This is a genomic window from Streptomyces sp. NPDC107454, from assembly GCF_055582885.1.
The window spans coordinates 330485-346672 of the sequence record NZ_JBVJPA010000013.1 but is presented as its reverse complement, the minus strand read 5'-3'; the positions used below and the strand labels follow the sequence as shown (position 1 = coordinate 346672).

Annotated in this window: 16 protein-coding genes and 1 pseudogene; 4 read left to right on the top strand and 13 right to left on the bottom strand. The window is 67.6% G+C overall.

All coding sequences use genetic code 11. The features are described from left to right. Positions 1-354: 354 nt before the first annotated feature. From ACZ69M_RS32665 to ACZ69M_RS32640, 6 genes are all read right to left on the bottom strand, one after another. On the bottom strand, positions 355-531 hold the full coding sequence (locus ACZ69M_RS32665) for a hypothetical protein (protein ID WP_470055480.1): 177 nt from the start codon (positions 529-531) through the stop codon (positions 355-357). Between the two features lie 198 nt (positions 532-729). Next, positions 730-2796, bottom strand: a complete 2067-nt coding sequence (locus tag ACZ69M_RS32660; protein WP_470055478.1) for a pectinesterase family protein — start codon at positions 2794-2796, stop codon at positions 730-732. 193 nt (positions 2797-2989) lie between these two features. Further along, positions 2990-3229, bottom strand: coding sequence for a hypothetical protein (locus ACZ69M_RS32655; RefSeq protein WP_470055476.1), 240 nt, complete (start codon positions 3227-3229; stop codon positions 2990-2992). Next, the gene (locus ACZ69M_RS32650) at positions 3226-3552 is read right to left on the bottom strand and encodes a DUF6247 family protein (RefSeq protein ID WP_470055474.1); all 327 of its coding nucleotides are present in this window, start codon (positions 3550-3552) and stop codon (positions 3226-3228) included. The genes ACZ69M_RS32655 and ACZ69M_RS32650 overlap by 4 nt, the downstream gene beginning before the upstream one ends. 131 nt (positions 3553-3683) lie before the next feature. After that, complete coding sequence (locus ACZ69M_RS32645) at positions 3684-3995, bottom strand: hypothetical protein (protein WP_470055473.1); 312 nt, start codon at positions 3993-3995, stop codon at positions 3684-3686. After that, a complete protein-coding gene (locus ACZ69M_RS32640) occupies positions 3992-4321 on the bottom strand; it encodes a hypothetical protein (protein ID WP_470055471.1) in 330 nt (109 codons plus the stop codon). Before ACZ69M_RS32640 ends, ACZ69M_RS32645 begins: the two co-directional genes overlap by 4 nt. Positions 4322-4505: 184 nt before the next feature. On the opposite strand from ACZ69M_RS32640, the gene ACZ69M_RS32635 reads away from it, so the two are divergent. Genes ACZ69M_RS32635 through ACZ69M_RS32625 form a run of 3 tightly spaced genes read left to right on the top strand, consistent with a single transcriptional unit; the run spans position 4506 to position 5747 of the window. Then, entirely contained in the window at positions 4506-5339 is an 834-nt protein-coding gene (locus ACZ69M_RS32635) for a helix-turn-helix domain-containing protein (protein WP_470055469.1), read from the top strand. Next, entirely contained in the window at positions 5336-5575 is a 240-nt protein-coding gene (locus ACZ69M_RS32630; protein ID WP_470055468.1) for a DUF397 domain-containing protein, read from the top strand. Before ACZ69M_RS32635 ends, ACZ69M_RS32630 begins: the two co-directional genes overlap by 4 nt. Positions 5576-5603: 28 nt before the next feature. Next, a complete protein-coding gene (locus tag ACZ69M_RS32625; protein WP_470055467.1) occupies positions 5604-5747 on the top strand; it encodes a hypothetical protein in 144 nt (47 codons plus the stop codon). Positions 5748-6340: 593 nt separating this feature from the next. On the opposite strand, the pseudogene ACZ69M_RS32620 reads toward ACZ69M_RS32625, so the two are convergent. The 5 genes and pseudogenes from ACZ69M_RS32620 to ACZ69M_RS32600 all read right to left on the bottom strand — a co-directional run. Further along, a pseudogene (locus ACZ69M_RS32620) lies at positions 6341-6878 on the bottom strand (IS701 family transposase); the annotation flags it as partial. An 860-nt stretch (positions 6879-7738) separates the two neighbouring features. Continuing rightward, complete coding sequence (locus tag ACZ69M_RS32615) at positions 7739-9211, bottom strand: sensor histidine kinase (protein ID WP_470055465.1); 1473 nt, start codon at positions 9209-9211, stop codon at positions 7739-7741. Beyond that, a complete protein-coding gene (locus ACZ69M_RS32610) occupies positions 9208-9939 on the bottom strand; it encodes a response regulator transcription factor (RefSeq protein ID WP_266433129.1) in 732 nt (243 codons plus the stop codon). The genes ACZ69M_RS32615 and ACZ69M_RS32610 overlap by 4 nt, the downstream gene beginning before the upstream one ends. Positions 9940-10389: 450 nt before the next feature. Further along, positions 10390-10638, bottom strand: a complete 249-nt coding sequence (locus ACZ69M_RS32605; protein ID WP_470055463.1) for a hypothetical protein — start codon at positions 10636-10638, stop codon at positions 10390-10392. 34 nt (positions 10639-10672) lie between these two features. Continuing rightward, a complete protein-coding gene (locus ACZ69M_RS32600; RefSeq protein WP_470055461.1) occupies positions 10673-11893 on the bottom strand; it encodes a S1C family serine protease in 1221 nt (406 codons plus the stop codon). A 371-nt stretch (positions 11894-12264) separates the two neighbouring features. On the opposite strand from ACZ69M_RS32600, the gene ACZ69M_RS32595 reads away from it, so the two are divergent. Continuing rightward, the gene (locus ACZ69M_RS32595; protein ID WP_470055459.1) at positions 12265-14010 is read left to right on the top strand and encodes a trypsin-like serine protease; all 1746 of its coding nucleotides are present in this window, start codon (positions 12265-12267) and stop codon (positions 14008-14010) included. Positions 14011-14070: 60 nt separating this feature from the next. On the opposite strand, the gene ACZ69M_RS32590 is transcribed toward ACZ69M_RS32595, so the two are convergent. Together ACZ69M_RS32590 and ACZ69M_RS32585 are read right to left on the bottom strand one after the other, a co-directional pair. Then, entirely contained in the window at positions 14071-15093 is a 1023-nt protein-coding gene (locus tag ACZ69M_RS32590; protein WP_403689636.1) for a LacI family DNA-binding transcriptional regulator, read from the bottom strand. A 71-nt stretch (positions 15094-15164) separates the two neighbouring features. Beyond that, complete coding sequence (locus ACZ69M_RS32585; RefSeq protein WP_470055457.1) at positions 15165-15956, bottom strand: response regulator transcription factor; 792 nt, start codon at positions 15954-15956, stop codon at positions 15165-15167. Positions 15957-16188 lie beyond the last annotated feature (232 nt).

Here is a 16188-nt window from a genome sequence, read left to right as displayed (position 1 = left end):
GCTGGACGTTCTTGAGGTTCTGGGCGCAGCTGAGGGCCCGGACCCAGCCACCAGTTTGGTGGCTTCACGGCCGTCCCTGGTGAGGACGGTCTCGTACCGTTCCTGGGCAGTGAGCGGGAGTGGGTCCGCTTACCGGCACGCCCCGAACGGTTTTGGGCGCACTGGTCGTCCGCGTTCGCAACCGGGCGGTGACACGGATCCTGTCCGTGGTCCGGCCCCGGAAGGGCAGAGTCCCTCGCAACCTGGCCATATGGGTGCGGCCAGAGGCACCGGGGAGGCCCTGAACCATCTCGCTGGTGGAGCAGGGGCCCCGACGCTGGCACCATACCCGGCGTCCCAGATCGCACGCTCACGCTAACCCGCGACGCCTGCAGCGCCGCAAGTCCGGAAGGCGACCACCACACGATCGAGTGAAGCCACCTCAACGCTACGTACCTCGCTAGCAGTTGCCAGCCCCTCGAACCTGAGCAGCCGGTCGAGCCCCTCACGTACGGCCTCGTCGTCGTCGGCCAGCAGGATCTTCCGCGCCATCCCCCCAACGTGTAACGGGGTGCTGTGGGAGGGCTTGGAGAGGGGTGTGGGGAGGCTGGGCGGTGTCCGCGCCCAGCCTCCCCGGCCGGGAAGACCCGGCCTTCCCCAGGAGGCCCCCCGGCCTCTCGGGGAGTCAAGAAGCAGCGATGGAGTCAAGATCAAGAAGCAGCGATGGACGTCACGAAGTCCCTGTGGCCGTCAGGAGGCGGTGGGCGTCCAGTCGCCGAGCCAGGCCTTCACCGTTTGTCCGGCGGCCTGCGCGTCCGTCAGCTGCGGTCGCTCACCGCTCGCGGCGCCCGCGCCGGCACCGGTGTTCCCGTACTCGGCGAAGCGGTCGTTCTTCCAGGAGAAGCCGCCCATGTCGGACCACGGGTTCGACCGGATCGCGGCGCTGAGCGAGGAGTCGCGGACGGTCGTCTGCGGCCTGAGGGTGGCGTCGCCGCCCGCGTGCCAGTTGCGGCCGAGGGAGAAGGAGCCCGCGGCGACATCGCCGGTCACCGTGGAGTGGGTGATCAGGAAGCCCTTGCGGTTCGCCTGGGTGCTGGGCGCGGTGACGAAACCGGCGGACGAGCCGTCCCAGCGCTTCTTCAGGTTGATGACCGACTTGTTGATCACGGCGGTGGCGCGGCCGAAGACGAAGTCGACGTTGCCGGTGATGTAGGAGTTGGTGATGTAGACGCGGCCGGGCTTGTCCGAGCCGGGGGTCTCCATCTCCAGGGTGTCCTGGTCACCGCTGACGATGACACCGTCGAGCACGACCTTGTCGGCACCGGTGCGCAGGGCCACGGCCTGGTGCCCGAGCACGCTCTGGTTCTTCGCCTCGTCGAAGTCGTTGGCGATGGTGAGGTTGCGGGCCTGGAAGTCGTCGCCCTCGACGGCGACGGTGGCGCTGCCGGTGGTCCCGTACGTGGAGCCGTCGGCCTTCTTCGTACCGGCCGCGTTGCCGAAGGTGATCACCGTGTCCTTGCGGCTGCCGCCCGAGCCCTGGAGGGTGAGGTGCGGCTTGTTCGAGGGGACCTTCACCGTCTCGCGGTACGTGCCCGGCTTGACGGAGATCGTGACGCGCGCGGTGTTGTCCACGGGTACGGCGTCGACGGCGGCCTGCACGGTCCGGTACTGCCCGGAGCCGTCCTGGGCGACGGTGAGGGTCTTGCCGGTGGCGGCGGTAGCGGTAGCGGTGGTACCGAGCGAACTCCGCGGCCCGGCACCGGACTTGAGCAGCGACGGCACGTCGGCGGCCTTGTCGAGCGTGTAGCTGTAGTACGTCTTCGGGTCGAACGGCGTACCGCTGCCGCCGCTCTCGTTGCGGCCGGTGGTGCCGGAGAAGACGTTGCCGCGCTGCACGAGGGTCGCGGTGTTGTCCCGGATGACCGGGTTGTTCATGCCCTGGAAGTAGCTGTTCTCCAGGACCATGGTGGTCCTGCCGCGCGCGTAGTTGCCGTACGAGGACGTGATGGCGGTGCCCGCGTCGTCCTCCAGGTAGTTGTTGTAGAGGTGGGCGTGGGCGACGTTGTCCGTGGACGGGTTGCGCTGCTCGGTCTCGCGGATCCAGTTGTGGTGGATCGTGATGTCCGCGGTGGTGTTGGCGGTCCAGCCGATGCCGAAGGCCTTGTTCTCGTTGCTCAGCCTGTTGTACGAGACCGTCAGGTACGTGGTGTCCTTGCGGCTGTCGATGAGTCCGTCGGCCATGTGCCGGATGTCGTTGTGGTCGATCCACACATGGTGGGCGCCGTCCATCTGGACGCCGTCGAAGTCGTGTTCCTTGTCGTTCCAGATGCCCTGGTACGCGTCGCGGATGGTCAGGTTCCGGATGATGACGTTGTGCACGCCCTGACCGAGGAAGAAGCCGCCGCCGACGATCTGGCCGGAGGTGCCGGCGCCGATGATCGTCTTGTTGCTCGCGACCTTGATCTCCTTGCCGACCGGGTCCATCGTGATCGCCGCGGCGACGACGATGACGTACGGGTCGGCCGCGGTCGCGTACTTCTCCAGGTCGGCGAGGGTTCGCACGGTGACGGTCTTGCCGTCGCGTCCGCCATAGGTCCCGTTCTGCCCCATGGCGTGGACGGAGGCGAAACCGTCGGCGGCCTCGGTGGCCCAGGCCGGGGTGTTCGTCGCGGCGGACGCCGTCGGCTGGGCGTCGTCGCCGAAGAGTCCGAACACCGTGCCGTACGCCATCGCCCCGGCGGCGGTCAGGGCCAGCGGCACACCGACGACGAGGGCGGTCCTGCGTCTGCGGTGGCGCGCCTTGCGGATCTCAGTCACGTGGTGGTCCCGTTCGAGTGCTGTGGAGGGGGTCCGTCACGAGGCAGTCGCCACCGGGGGAGGAAAGGTTGCCGGGACGAAGGAAAAGAAACGCGCCCCTGTCCGGTGGTGGACGGGGACGCGGTCGCCCTTAGGGCCCTCTGAGTCCTCTGGGCCCAATGTGCCGGGGCGGCGGGATCGGTCAAGGGTTCGGTCAGAGGGCCACCAGGTCCACGACGTTGATCACGACGTGACGGTTCGACACGACGTAGGTGATGAAGCCGCCCTTGAACGACGCCGACCAGCTGTTGTCCCGGTTGCTGATCGCGGGCGCGCCGAACGGGTTGAGGCTGAGCCGCTTCTCCAGTTCCTCCAGCGATACGCGTTGGGGTGCGGACAGTCCCGCTTTGCATCGAGCCGCGCGGTCCGCGTACCTGATGGCGTAGGCGCTCACCCGCGCCTGCCCGCGTCGAGAGGATGGTTGTCGGCGTCGTAGGCGTTCCCGTCCGCGTCGCGGAAGACCATGCCGTCCGTGTCGCCCTCGGTCACGCGCTTGACGGTCTGCTCCACTTCGTCGAGGTAACCGGGCGTCGCGCAGGCGCAGGCAAAGGGAAACCACTTTTCGATCACGTCGTCGAGCGCCGCGTGATCGAAGTCCGCCGCCGCGCTCAGCCAGTCCTGTTCGAAGGCCTGCAGCCAGTCGGGACGCCGCTGGAGGGCCGTACGGATCGCCTCGGGCGTTCTTTCGCAGGAGTGGGGATCCACGTCATGAGCCATGATCGGTTTCTCTTCTCCGGCAAGGGCGATGTGTGGTGACCGGACCTCCACGGTAGAGGGTGCCGGGTGTCGAGTGCCGGAGGATGAGGCTGTTGGCGGGGTGAGGTGGTCACGGTGTGTTGCTGCTCTGGTCACGATGCGTCCCGGTGGATGCGCTGGCCCCGGCTGACCGCGACGCGCAGGACGTCCGTCAGGGACTCCGTCGCCCTGGTGAGCGCGAAGCGCACGGCGCGCTCGCCCGCCTTGGGGTCGGCGAGCACGGCCTTGGCACCCGCGAGCACCTGTTCCCCGGAGTCCAGCTGTGCGGTTTCGATGTCGTCGGCGAGGAGGGAGAGACGGCTGTCGTCGCTGTCGGTGCCGAGATAGCAGGGTTTGCCCTCGGGGGTCGTCCACGGCAGCAGTCGCAGCTCTCCGTACGTCGACGTTTCCCAGGACGTGCTCATGCGGACACCTCCACTCCGTGAATGCGGCGCGGGCCGATGTCGATGCCGTGCACGGCCAGCCACAAGGCGCGCCGCTGCTGTCTCCGCGATCGCCGCTCGCGACGTTCTTCCGCGGTGAGGAGGTAAGGGCGTACGAGATGGGTGTCGCGCTCAAAGGGCCCTACGTCGGCCGGGCTGTGCCGACGCATGGGCGGGGAGGGTGCGAGCGCCTTCTCTCCGTCCGGCAGTTGGGGCAGGACTGCTCGGTGGCGGCCCCGGCTGGGCAACAACGCCCGCACCAGTGCCAGTAGTAGCAACTCGCAGAATCCCGCGACACGTTCGCGCATGTCGGCACTCCCTCTAAGCGTCGGCCACGTCCCGGGCTGACCTGTTGTCGGCTTCGGGGGCTTGTCGTGACTGTGGTCCTGACGAACGGTGATTACCGTTCGTGTCCTGATCGTCACTACTGCGGCGTACGCTGCGGAAGAGGGCTGGCGTTGTCTGGGATGCCAGGCAACGGGGAGGGGTGACGTGGGCGAACGGGTTGACGGGGAAGGGGAGTCGGGGCGCGCCGCGCTCGGGCGGACGCTGCGGTTCCTACGGGAGAAGGCCGGCAAGACGCTGGGGCAGTTGGCTGAGGAGACGTCGTACGACAAGAGCTATCTGTATCGTCTGGAGGCGGGGCAGCGGCTCTCCAAACAGGCGGTCATGGAGGACCTGGACGGCTACCACGGGTCCGGTGACCTGCTGGTTCGCTTGTGGCGTGATGCGCGCAAGGACGTCATCAAGGACAAGTACAAGGCGTTCATGGAGCTGGAGGCGACGGCGCGGGTCATGTGGATGTTCCAACTGCGCGTGCCGGGCCTCTTGCAGACCGAGGAGTACGCCCGTGCGGTGTTGTCTGGGTTGTCTGGAGCCCAGACAACGGCTGGCAACGGTGAGGAGATCGAGGAACAGGTGGCCGCGCGCATGGGACGGCAGGAACTGCTGTACCGCCACCCGGCGCCGAGCATCCGCGTGATTCTGGACGAGTCGGCCCTGCGGCGACCCGTTTCCAACACGACTGTCTGGGCAGACCAGTTGTCACGTTTGGTGGACTCGGCGGAACTTCCGTCGGTCGCCCTTCAGGTGCTGCCCTTTACAGCCGGAGTGCACGACATCATGGACAGTCACCTCTGGCTCTTTTGGCAGCGAACCGGTGACCCCGTTGCCTACGTGGAAGGCAACGGCTTGGGTGAGTTGGTCGATGATCCAGACAAGGTCTTGTCGTTCCGCTTGTCCTACGATCTGGTCCGGGATGTGGCGCTGACTCCGACGGAGTCGACGGCGTTCATCAAGCGCCTTCTGGAGGAGTGCAGATCATGAACCGAAGCCTTGACCTCACCGCTGCCGAATGGCGCAAGTCGTCCTACAGCGACGGGGGCGGCACGAACTGCGTCGAGGTCGCCGACGGCTACGTCGGCCTCGTGCCCGTCCGCGACAGCAAGACCCCGAAGGGCCCCGCCCTAGTACTCGGCGCGAAGGCGTGGGCGCCCTTCATGGAGGCAGTCAAAGGCGAAGGTGTGTTCGAGGGTGCCTCGTGCGGGTGGGAGGCCTCCTGACTGGCACTGGTCGAGTTACGGATTTCCTATGACGCAGCACACCACCATTCAGGTGACCGAAGAAGTCCGTGACCCCTTCGCCCAGGTCGCCAAGGACCGCGGCGTGACGTTGGGACAACTCGTCGAGCAGCTCGCCGCAGAACAGCTGACCACCGAGCTGCGCGGCTCTTAGCCGACTGCGAACTTCCTGTAGCGACCCACTGCTGCACCCGGGGTACTTTGTATCTCATAGCGCACGATTTTTTTGCCCATACAGTGGGTCGTCGACTTGATTTTCTTATATCCGATCGGCACCTGCCACTGCTTGGCAAAGTACGGTCCGCGGTTGGTGTAGTCGGTGGCTTAGCCGATCGAGTTCGCGACGCTCGCCGAGCCTTCGATCTTCCCGGATGCCTACCTGGCGCCCTCCCCCTGTGATGTGCATAAGGGCAGTGTGAGGCACCGAGATGAGAAGTGGGTGAAGGAACGGTGGGGCTGCCCAGCTGGATGGCGAATGACGGTTTGATGGGTTGTATATAGCGCGACAGGTGAGGCCGATCCACGCGAAGGGCGGCACCACCCCGATCGCGGAGATGTGGCGGTAGTGCCTAGTACTCCAGCAGCACTTTGACGTTTTCCCTGTTCAGGGGCGGTCTGGGTGAGTGTAGAGGGCTGATGACCGGCCTGTGTTCTCTTTCCCGGGCCGCCCCTCGATCGTGTGCAGCCGCCGCTGATAGTGATAGCGGCGAGCGACGGCCTGGCGTCGTCTGCGCCAGTGTGACCACCTCAACGCGCGTGCGCTGATGAGGGGCTGGTGAACGGCGATGGATGAGTGGCCAGTTGCCAAGAGCCGCCGAATTTCTGCCACGGTGAGGGGCGCGAGGCAGGAACCGTTTCTGCTGCCCCTTTTGCTGCGGGCGTCGACGGCCATGGCGGCCAGGAAGGCATGCGCCAGTATGGCCAGGGTGATGTGCCGCATCCAGCCGGTGTAGCGGCGGACTTCGTACTGGTCGAGGCCGCATTCGTTCTTCGCGGCCTGGAAGGCTTCCTCGATGGCCCAGCGCGTCCCAGCGACGCGGATCAGGTGCTCGACGGTGGTGCCGAGCGGCGCGTAGGCGAGGTAGTAGGCGATCTCTTCGGGCTTGCTGATGCTGCGGCGGCCCAGTGCCCACCGCTGGTGGGTGGGCATCTCGTCGTCGAAGTCCTCGATGGGCGTGATCTGCAGGGCGGCCCAGTAATAGACGCGCGGGCCCTTGGCGCCGTCACCGCACGAATGTCTCTCCCACGCTTCGTTGGGTGCTTGGGAGAAGAGGTGGTCGATGCGGCATCACAGTCGGTATTTGAGCCGAATTTATGGGCGCAAATGACCACTAATGTGATCACCGCTCGGTCGTCAAAGGCTAATTCAAGTCATACTCGAGAGTGAAGGTCTATTGCTCTCGAATCGATGATAAATTCAATCCCGCTCCAGTGTGAAATCAACGTGCGAATTCATCTATTCGCGACTGGGAGGGGTTGAGTTTTGTTCTCCAGGGGTAGCGTATTCAGGTCGGCGACCAAGTCAATGGTTGGTCGAATAGCCGCAGCCGGCGTAGTAACCGCCACGGCAATAGCCCTCTCGGCGTCTCCGGCAAGCGCCGACTCGTACAAATTCGTCTACCTGCCTAGCGATAGGGGATACTTCCAATTCGCAGACAACGGTGACATATTCACGGTCTGTGACACCAAGGCCGACGGTTATGGTGTAACAGGCGTTTTGATTCGCAGAGATATTCACGGGACTCAAACGTATGCCGCGACGATAGACGATGGTGGCGATTCCGGATGTGACTCAAAGGTCTACGATATCAACGCTGCCTACGACTATCAGATGAACATCTATTGGAATGGTAACCGCATATTCTATTCGAGTGCCTGGTTCACTGAATGAGCCCCATGGCTGACTAGCCTCGGCATTTTATGACGGTCCGCCGGATCTTCCGGCGGGCCGTTTTGGCTCGTTGGGCTGACCCTGGGCAGGTGCGGGCCAGCCCGAGGTAGCGGCGTTGGCCGGAGGCGACCAGTGGGCCAGCAGTGGATATCAGCCGCAGGCAGAGCTTCTTGAGGCGCGCCGAGCACCCGCAGATTGTGGGGCAGGAGATCTTCTGGCAGTGAGCGGCGTCCTCAGGGTGCCGTAGGCCATGGTTACAGCACCTCGGGCGGAGGCGTCGGCGCGCCCGGCAGTCGTAGCGTCGCCACCGTTCCGCCGCCCTGCGCCGGTTGCAGGGACACCTCGCCGCCGGACTGCTGGACGGTACGCGCGACGATCGACAGGCCCAGGCCCGAGCCCGGCAGTGCGCGGGCGGACGGGGAGCGCCAGAAGCGGTCGAAGACGTGCGGGAGTTCCTCGGAGGGGATGCCGGGGCCGTGGTCGCGGACGGTCAGTTCGCCGGCCTTGAGGATGACGTCGATGGCCTCGCCCTCGGGGCTGAACTTCACCGCGTTGTCGAGGATGTTCACGATCGCCCGCTCCAGCGCGGACGGCTCCGCCCGTACGAACCAGGGCTGGAGGTCCGCCGTGATCGTCAGCTCGGGTCCGCGCAGGCGGGCCCGCTGCAGGGCCGCCTCGACCGTTTCCTGGAGGTCGACGACCTGGATGCGGTCGCCCGACTGGCCCGCGTCCGAACGCGACAGCGTCTGCAGGTCGCCGATCAGCGCCGCCAGCTCCGTCATCTGCGCCTTCACCGACGACAGCAGTGCCCTGCGGTCCGCCGGGGGGATCGGGCGGCCCGTCTCCTCGCTGCGGGTGAGGAGTTCTATGTTCGTACGCAGCGACGTGAGCGGCGTACGCAGCTCGTGGCCCGCGTCGGCGATCAGCTGCTGTTGCAGCTCGCGGGAGTTGGCGAGGGCGGACGTCATCGAGTTGAAGGAGCGGGAGAGACGGGCGACCTCGTCCTCGCTGTCGTCCTCGACGGGGATGCGGATGGAGAGGTCCTCCGTGCGTGCGACATGCTCCACGGCCTCGGTGAGCTTGTCGACCGGGCGTAGGCCCGCGCGGGCGACCGCCAGGCCGGCGGCTCCGGCACCGACGACCCCGATGCCCGAGACGAGGAGGAGGACGAGGGCGAGGTCGTTGAGGGTGGCCTGGGTGCTCTTCAGAGGTACGGCGACCATAAAGGCGGCATTTTCGTACAACACGCGGGTGTCGGGCAGTGCCTGGGGATCACCGTTGACAACGAGTGCCGTCGTCAGCACTCGTACGTCGTTGCCGTTACTGTCGGTGCCGTTCCGGATCGTGACGGCGCCGAACTTCGCGTTCTTGGCCAGGTCCTTGTCGCCGCTGGTGATATTCACCGTGCCCGCAGAACCGTTGAAGACGCAGACAGTGCCGTCTGTCTGGATCACCTGAGCGTACGAATCGGACTGTCCGCGGTAGTCAGTGCTGTTGGCTTTCGGGGCTTGGCCGCAGTTTTTGAGGGCGCTCTGAACCACGGGGTAGGGCAGGGACTTTCGCTGAGACCAGAGAGAGTCGTCGACCTGGGCGTACAGCTTCTTCTGCACGATGAACCAGCACGTCACCGAGACCGCCGCCACCGCGAACGCCACCGCCGCCGCGACCAGCATGGCCAGCCGGGAGCGGATCGGCAGGGATTTGAAGCGGCGCAGGACCCTCATCATTCGGCGCCGCCCGACCGCAGGACGTACCCCACGCCCCGCACCGTGTGCACGAGGCGCGGCTCGCCGCCCGCCTCGGTCTTGCGGCGCAGGTACATGACGTAGACGTCGAGGGAGTTGGAGGAGGGCTCGAAGTCGAAGCCCCAGACCGCCTTGAGGATCTGCTCGCGGGTGAGGACCTGGCGCGGGTGGGCCAGGAACATCTCCAGCAGGGTGAACTCGGTGCGGGTCAGTTCGACCGCCCGGCCCGCGCGCGTGACCTCGCGCGTCGCGAGGTCCATCCGCAGGTCGCCGAAGGTCAGCGCGTCGTCGTCCGGGGTGCCGACCGTCGCGGTCGCGTAGGAACTGCGTCGCAGCAGTGCCCGGACCCGGGCGAACAGCTCGTCCAGCTCGAACGGCTTGACCAGGTAGTCGTCCGCACCCGCGTCGAGGCCGGTCACGCGGTCGCCCACGGTGTCGCGGGCCGTCAGCATGAGGATGGGGGTCGTCGTGCCCGCCCCGCGCATCCGGCGGGCGGCCGTCAGGCCGTCCATCCGGGGCATCTGGATGTCCAGGACGACCAGGTCGGGCTGGTACGCGGTCGCCTTCTCCAGCGCGTCCGCTCCGTCGACCGCGACCTGGGTGTCGTATCCCTCGAAGGCGAGGCTGCGCTGAAGTGCTTCGCGCACGGCCGGCTCGTCGTCGACGATCAGGATGCGCTGGGTTTCACGGTCGCCTTCGGCGGGGCTCATGGGCGTGGGTTCCTAGGGGTGCGGTGGGACGGGGCCGGACGCTTTCAGCCTCGCACGTTCCGGCCGGGGCAGAAAGGATCAGCGGAGATCGGCGGGGATCGGTCGGGATCGGCGGTGATCGACGGGGATCGGGTGGGATCGACGGTGATCGGTCGGGATCGGGTGGGATCAACGAGGATCGGCGGGGATCGGCGGGATGGGTCGGATCGGCCGGATCGGTTCGTCGGCTCAGGCTTGCAGCCTGCTCAGCCTCCTCGACCTGCTTAGCCTGCTTAGCCGGTTCGGCCGGTTCGGCCTCCTGAGCCTGCTGGGCCTCCTCGGCCCGCTCAGCCCGCTAAGCCTCCTCGGCCCGCTCAGCCTCCTCGGCCCGTCAGGCGACGCGGAGCGCTCGGCCCGCTCAGGCAACGCGGAGCGCTCGGCCCGTCAGGCAACGCGGAGCGCTCGGTCGGCTCAGGCCCCCAGCGTGCTCAGTTGGCTGAGGCGGCTGAGGCGGCTCAGCGGGACCTTGCGGCGGTGCGGGTGATCGGCGGAGGTGTGCAGGCCCATCATCTGCGGCTGCGGGACCGTCCTCTGCGACTGCGGGACCGTCACCTCCGGAGCCCGGGGCGCCGGCCGGTGCAGTTCACGGGCGACGGAGAGGGCCAGGTCGAGACCGGCGGGGTCGGTGCCTTCGATGCCGTGGGAGACGCGAGTGATCATTTCAACCTCCGAGAAGGACTTGGCCGAGATGGACTCAGCTGTCGGAACCGCCGGCCCGCAGGCTGGCGAGGTCCGACTTGACGGTGTTGATCGGGATGGCGAAACCGAGGCCGACGCTGCCCGCGCTCGACGAGCTGGACGAGGAGTTGGCGGCCGAGTACATCGCGGAGTTGATGCCGACGATGTTGCCGTTCATGTCGATGAGGGCGCCGCCGGAGTTGCCGGGGTTCAAGGACGCGTCGGTCTGGATGGCCTTGTACGTGGTCGTCGAGGAACCGGTGTCGCCGTTGAACTGCTGGCCGCCGAAGGAGAACGGCCACTGGCCGCTGCCGCCGCCCTGCTGCTGTTGCTGGCCCTGGCTCTCGTCCGTGGAGACGGTGACGTCGCGGTTGAGCGCCGAGACGATGCCGCTGGTGACGGTGCCGGTCAGTCCTTCGGGGGAGCCGATCGCGACGACGTCGTCACCGACCTGGACGCCGTCGGAGTTGCCGAGCGTGGCGACCTTCAGGCCGGAGGGCGCGTTCTCGAGCTTGATGAGCGCGAGGTCCTTCTTGCTGTCGGTGCCGACCACCTTCGCGGTGTACGACTTGCCGCTGCTCAGCTGCACCTTGATCTCGGAGGCGCCCGAGATGACGTGGTTGTTGGTGATGATCTCGCCGCTGGACGAGATGACCACACCCGAGCCGGTGGACGAACCCGCGTTCGAGGTCGCGCTGATCTCGACGATACTCGGGCTGACCGCCTGGGCGACACCGGCGACGGTGCCCTTCTTGGCGGCGGGCACCACGGTGGTGCTGGTGCTGCTCGACGCGGTGTCCTTGCCGGTCAGCTCCTGTATGCCGTACGCGGTGCCGCCTCCGATGGCGGCCGCGACTATCGCCACGGCGGCGAGCAGGGCGATCGTGCCCTTCGCGCGCTTCTTCGGCGCGGAGGCCGGCGCGGCCGGGACCGGCTGCGCCTGGAGTACCGCGGTGGAGGAGACGGCGTCCGGCTCGGGGTAACCGGCGTAGGCGCCGCCCGCGCCGTGACCGCCCGCACCGCCGGCGCCACCCTGACCGGAGCCCGGCCACACGGTGGTGCCCGGGTCGACGGCGACCGGAGCGACCGGCTCGTACGCCGGCGGCGGCGGCCACTCGGGGTTCACGGGGGAGGAAGAGACGGGCTGCTGCTGGGGGTACGCCGCCCGCATGGGGTCGGTCGCCTGGTGGTCGTCGCCCTGGGGGTACTCGCCGCTGCGGCGGAAGCTCTCGGTCATGGAAAAAGCTTGTCCCCCGATCATGAGAGCTCCCTGAGTGGCCGCTGAGAAGCCCGACAGAACCTCGTATGCCCGATATAAAGGCGCCTGGGCCCGCTGAAATCCGGGAAACAGCGGGTTGCGTGGGGGTGATGTCACGGAAGGCGACGGACGAATACTTGTCTGTCCGCTGTGTAGTACATGTGTTCTGGGGCGGATGAGGCCTACGATTCTCCGCGCCGGAGGGGGGCTCCGCGGTGTGCCTGAATCGATGCAGGCGGTTGCCGGCCATGGGCCAGCGACCGCCGCCGTCGATCGGGCCGGTGCGTCGTATGCCCTTCTCGGGCCTCCTACGTCATGGAATCCACACGCACCCACACCAGGAGCCCTGAGTGATACGTGCCCTGCGCGACCGCTGGAGACGCCCCGCCACGGCGTTGCCCACGGCCGCTCTTGCGCTGGCGCTGACCTGCGCCGGCGCCTTCGCGGCGCAGCCCGCCACCGCGGCGGGCGGACCCTCGCTGCCGGGGGTGAACCAGTCCCAGCCCGCGAAGCCGACCGTCTCCGACAAGGAACTGCGCGGCCGGGTCGCCGCGGCCGTCAAGGACCGGGCGACCCCGGACACGGCCCCCAAGAAGACACCCTTCATCATCGGCGGCACCGAGACGACGATCTCCTCCGCGCCGTGGATGGTCCAGCTCTCCTACTACGACAGCACGGCCGGCGTCGGCTACTTCTGCGGCGGCACCCTCGTCGCCCCGAACAAGGTCCTGACGGCGGCCCACTGCGTCGCGGGCCTGGACTGGGTGAAGAACGGCGCGGTCGTGGCCGGCGCCACCGGACTGCTGGACGACACCAGCGGCACGGTCGCGGGCGTCTACCGCCAGTGGAACCACCCGCGCTACAACTCCGCGACCGTCCAGAACGACATCGCGGTCCTCACGCTCGACCGTCCGCTGGACCAGCAGTGGCAGCGGCTGGTGGCCGCCGGTGACAGCGCCTCCTACAAGGCCGGCAACTCCGCCACCGTCTACGGCTGGGGCCTGACCTCCGGCGCCGACGGCGCCGACCTGTCGGCGAACCTGCGCAAGGTGACCCTGCCGCTGGTCGCCGACTCCACCTGCAACTCCGCGATGCAGTCGGTCCTCGGCGAGGACGACTTCGTCGAGGGCGCGATGTTCTGCGCGGGCACCCCGGCCACCGGCACCGACGAGGGCACCAAGAGCCCCTGCAACGGTGACTCCGGCGGTCCCGTCATCGTCGGCGGCAAGGTCGTCGGCATCGTCTCGTGGGGCGTCGCGGGCTGCACCGCGAAGGGCGCCTACCCGGTGTTCACCAAGGTGTCCTCGTACACCTGGGCCGCCCAGCCGCGCATCGACGACGCGGACATGACCTTCGACGGCAAGGCCGACCTGCTGGAGCGCACGCCGTCCGGCGGCCTCTTCCAGCAGGACAGCAAGGGCACCTCGCTCGCCACCCGCGCCTACCAGGGCAGCGGCTGGCAGAACGCCAGCTGGGTCCTCCAGGCCGACCTGGACCGGGACTTCTACCAGGACCTGATCATGCGGGACAAGGGCGACGGCAAGCTGTACCGCAGCTACCTGAACCACGCCTCCGGCGAGTTCGAATGGATGCAGATCAGCACGGTGTGGGGCGGCTACAAGTCGTACGCCATCCCCGGCGACATGACGGGTGACTCCCGCCCCGACCTGGTCGCGGTGGACGCCGACGGCTCGGTCTACCTCTACCCGGGCAAGGGCAACGGCCAGTTCTACGGCAAGGTCAAGGTCGTCGACAAGGCCTGGAAGAACGTGAAGATCTTCGGCCACGGCGACCTGTCCGGCGACGGCAGGGCCGACCTGCTGGTCCGCAACAGCTCCGGCGTCCTGTACCTCTACCGGGGCACGCAGGTCGAGAAGACCCCGTTCGCGGCGCGGATCCAGGCGCGTACGGGCTTCACCTTCACCTCGTACGTCGCCAACGGCGACGTCACGGGCGACGGCATCGCGGACCTCATCACCCGCGACTCCGCCGGCAAGCTCTGGCTCTACCCCGGCACCAACAAGGCCTCCAGCAGCCTCTTCGGCTCACGGATCGGCCTGGGCAGCGGCTTCAACCAGTACAACCTGCTGTTCTAGCGCATGACCAAGAAGCGCCGGCCCTGCGATCCCGCGGGGCCGGCGCTTCTTGTCTTTGAGCTACTCACACCCGCAGGAACGCCGGACGACCAACCGCGACGGAAACACCTTCAGCCGCTCGCGCCGCGATCCCGCGACCCGCAACCCGTCATCCAGTACGAGATCCACCGCGGCCCGCGCCATCGCCGACCGGTCGGAGGCGATCGTCGTCATCGGGGGATCCGTCAGCGCGGCTTCCTTGACGTCGTCGAAACCGGCCACGGCCAGCTGCCCCGGCACGTCGATGCGCAGCTCACGCGCGGCGCGCAGCACGCCGATCGCCTGGTCGTCGGTGGAGCAGAAGATGGCGGGCGGACGGTCGGGACCGCCGAGGATCTGGAGGCCGACCTGATAGGCGTCGTAGCGGTTGTACGGCGCTTCGAAGAGGCGCCCCTCGGTGGGGATGCCGGCCTCCTGCATCGCGCGCCGCCAGCCCTCGACGTGGTCGGAGACCGGGTCGCCGACGGTCGGGGTCTCCGCGAGGCCGCCGAGACAGGCCACATATTCGTAACCATGTTCGAGGAGGTGGCGGGTGGCGAGCTGGGCGCCGCCGATGTCGTCCGTGACGACGGCGACGTCGTCGATGGCCTCGGGGCGCTCGTGCAGCAGCACCACGCGGGCGTCCCACGCGTCGATCTCCGCGGCAGCGTTGTCATTGAGCGCGTGGCTGACGAGGATCAGCCCGGAGACCCGCATACCGAGGAAGGCGCGCAGGTAGTGGACCTCGCGCTCGGCGATGTAGTCGGAGTTGCCGACGAGCACCATTTTTCCGCGCTCGGCGGCGGCCTGCTCGACCGCGTGCGCCATCTCCCCGAAGAAGGGCTGGCGCGCGTCCGGCACGATCAGGCCTATGAGCTCGGTCCGCCGCGACGCCATGGCCTGGGCGACCCGGTCGGGCCGGTACCCCAGTTCCTTGATCGCGGCGAGAACGCGCTCGCGCGTGGCCGGGGCAACCGGCCTCGGTCCGTTGTTGATGACATAGCTGACAACAGCGGTGGACGTACCCGCCAGTCGCGCTACATCGTCCCTCGTCACCTTGGCCACGCGCGGAGTCTACGCGGATGGACCCGCCGCTGGGCAGGGCGTACGGAGGCTTGCTGCGCCTCCGTTACCGCCTACTGCGCCTCCGCCGCCGCCTCGACCACCTCGACGGCGTCCAGGTGCGCCGTCTCGTCCGCATCCTCCGGCTTTGGCTGGGCCGCCCTGGCCCTCGCCTCCTCCGCGGCGCGGTCCACCTTCTCAGGTGTAACGAATCGATAACCGACGTTCCGGACGGTACCGATCAGCGACTCGTGCTCGGGTCCGAGCTTCGCGCGCAGCCGTCGTACGTGGACGTCGACCGTCCGCGTACCGCCGAAGTAGTCGTATCCCCAGACTTCCTGGAGCAGCTGGGCGCGCGTGAAGACACGGCCCGGGTGCTGCGCGAGGTACTTGAGGAGCTCGAACTCCTTGAAGGTCAGGTCCAGGACCCGGCCCTTGAGCTTGGCGCTGTACGTCGCCTCGTCGACCGAGAGGTCGCCGTTGCGGATCTCCATCGGGGAGTCGTCGTTGACGATCTGCTGGCGGCCCATGGCCAGCCGCAGCCGTGCCTCGACCTCCGCCGGTCCCGCGGTGTCCAGGAGCACGTCGTCGATGCCCCAGTCGGCGGTGACGGCCGCGAGGCCGCCCTCCGTCACGACGAGGATCAGCGGACAGCCGGGCCCGGTCGAGCGCAGCAGCTGGCACAGGCTGCGCACCTGCGGGAGATCGCGCCGGCCGTCGATCAGGATCACGTCGGCACCGGGGGTGTCGACGAGAGCGGGGCCTTCCGCGGGAGCCACTCGCACGTTGTGCAGGAGCAGGCCGAGAGCGGGAAGCACCTCCGTCGACGGCTGAAGAGCATTGGTCAGGAGCAGCAGAGAACTCATCGCGCCCCACCTGCCTGGGTCGTCCTACGGTCATGCAAGGTTCGCTCGCCCATAACGTCTGGTTCCTCCTCGGTCCCTGCGAGGACGTTTGCGGCACTGCTTCCTACGGTGCGGCTCCCGCGCCCCTGGGAGTCGCCGGACGGCCCACGGGGGGTCGCCGCACGTTCTATGCGTTCGTGGGCTTCGTACACCTGCGGTTTCCCGCTTCGTATACAACGCTTCAGAAAGCACA

Bases quoted from the DNA above. Each gene is read 5' to 3' on its own strand.
- ACZ69M_RS32665 (WP_470055480.1), bottom strand. From the start codon at position 531: ATGGCGCGGAAGATCCTGCTGGCCGACGACGACGAGGCCGTACGTGAG.
- ACZ69M_RS32650 (WP_470055474.1), bottom strand. From the start codon at position 3,552: ATGGCTCATGACGTGGATCCCCACTCCTGCGAAAGAACGCCCGAGGCG.
- ACZ69M_RS32645 (WP_470055473.1), bottom strand. From the start codon at position 3,995: ATGAGCACGTCCTGGGAAACGTCGACGTACGGAGAGCTGCGACTGCTG.
- ACZ69M_RS32640 (WP_470055471.1), bottom strand. From the start codon at position 4,321: ATGCGCGAACGTGTCGCGGGATTCTGCGAGTTGCTACTACTGGCACTG.
- ACZ69M_RS32630 (WP_470055468.1), top strand. From the start codon at position 5,336: ATGAACCGAAGCCTTGACCTCACCGCTGCCGAATGGCGCAAGTCGTCC.
- ACZ69M_RS32625 (WP_470055467.1), top strand. From the start codon at position 5,604: ATGACGCAGCACACCACCATTCAGGTGACCGAAGAAGTCCGTGACCCC.
- ACZ69M_RS32615 (WP_470055465.1), bottom strand. From the start codon at position 9,211: ATGATGAGGGTCCTGCGCCGCTTCAAATCCCTGCCGATCCGCTCCCGG.
- ACZ69M_RS32610 (WP_266433129.1), bottom strand. From the start codon at position 9,939: ATGAGCCCCGCCGAAGGCGACCGTGAAACCCAGCGCATCCTGATCGTC.
- ACZ69M_RS32605 (WP_470055463.1), bottom strand. From the start codon at position 10,638: ATGATCACTCGCGTCTCCCACGGCATCGAAGGCACCGACCCCGCCGGT.
- ACZ69M_RS32600 (WP_470055461.1), bottom strand. From the start codon at position 11,893: ATGACCGAGAGCTTCCGCCGCAGCGGCGAGTACCCCCAGGGCGACGAC.
- ACZ69M_RS32585 (WP_470055457.1), bottom strand. From the start codon at position 15,956: ATGAGTTCTCTGCTGCTCCTGACCAATGCTCTTCAGCCGTCGACGGAG.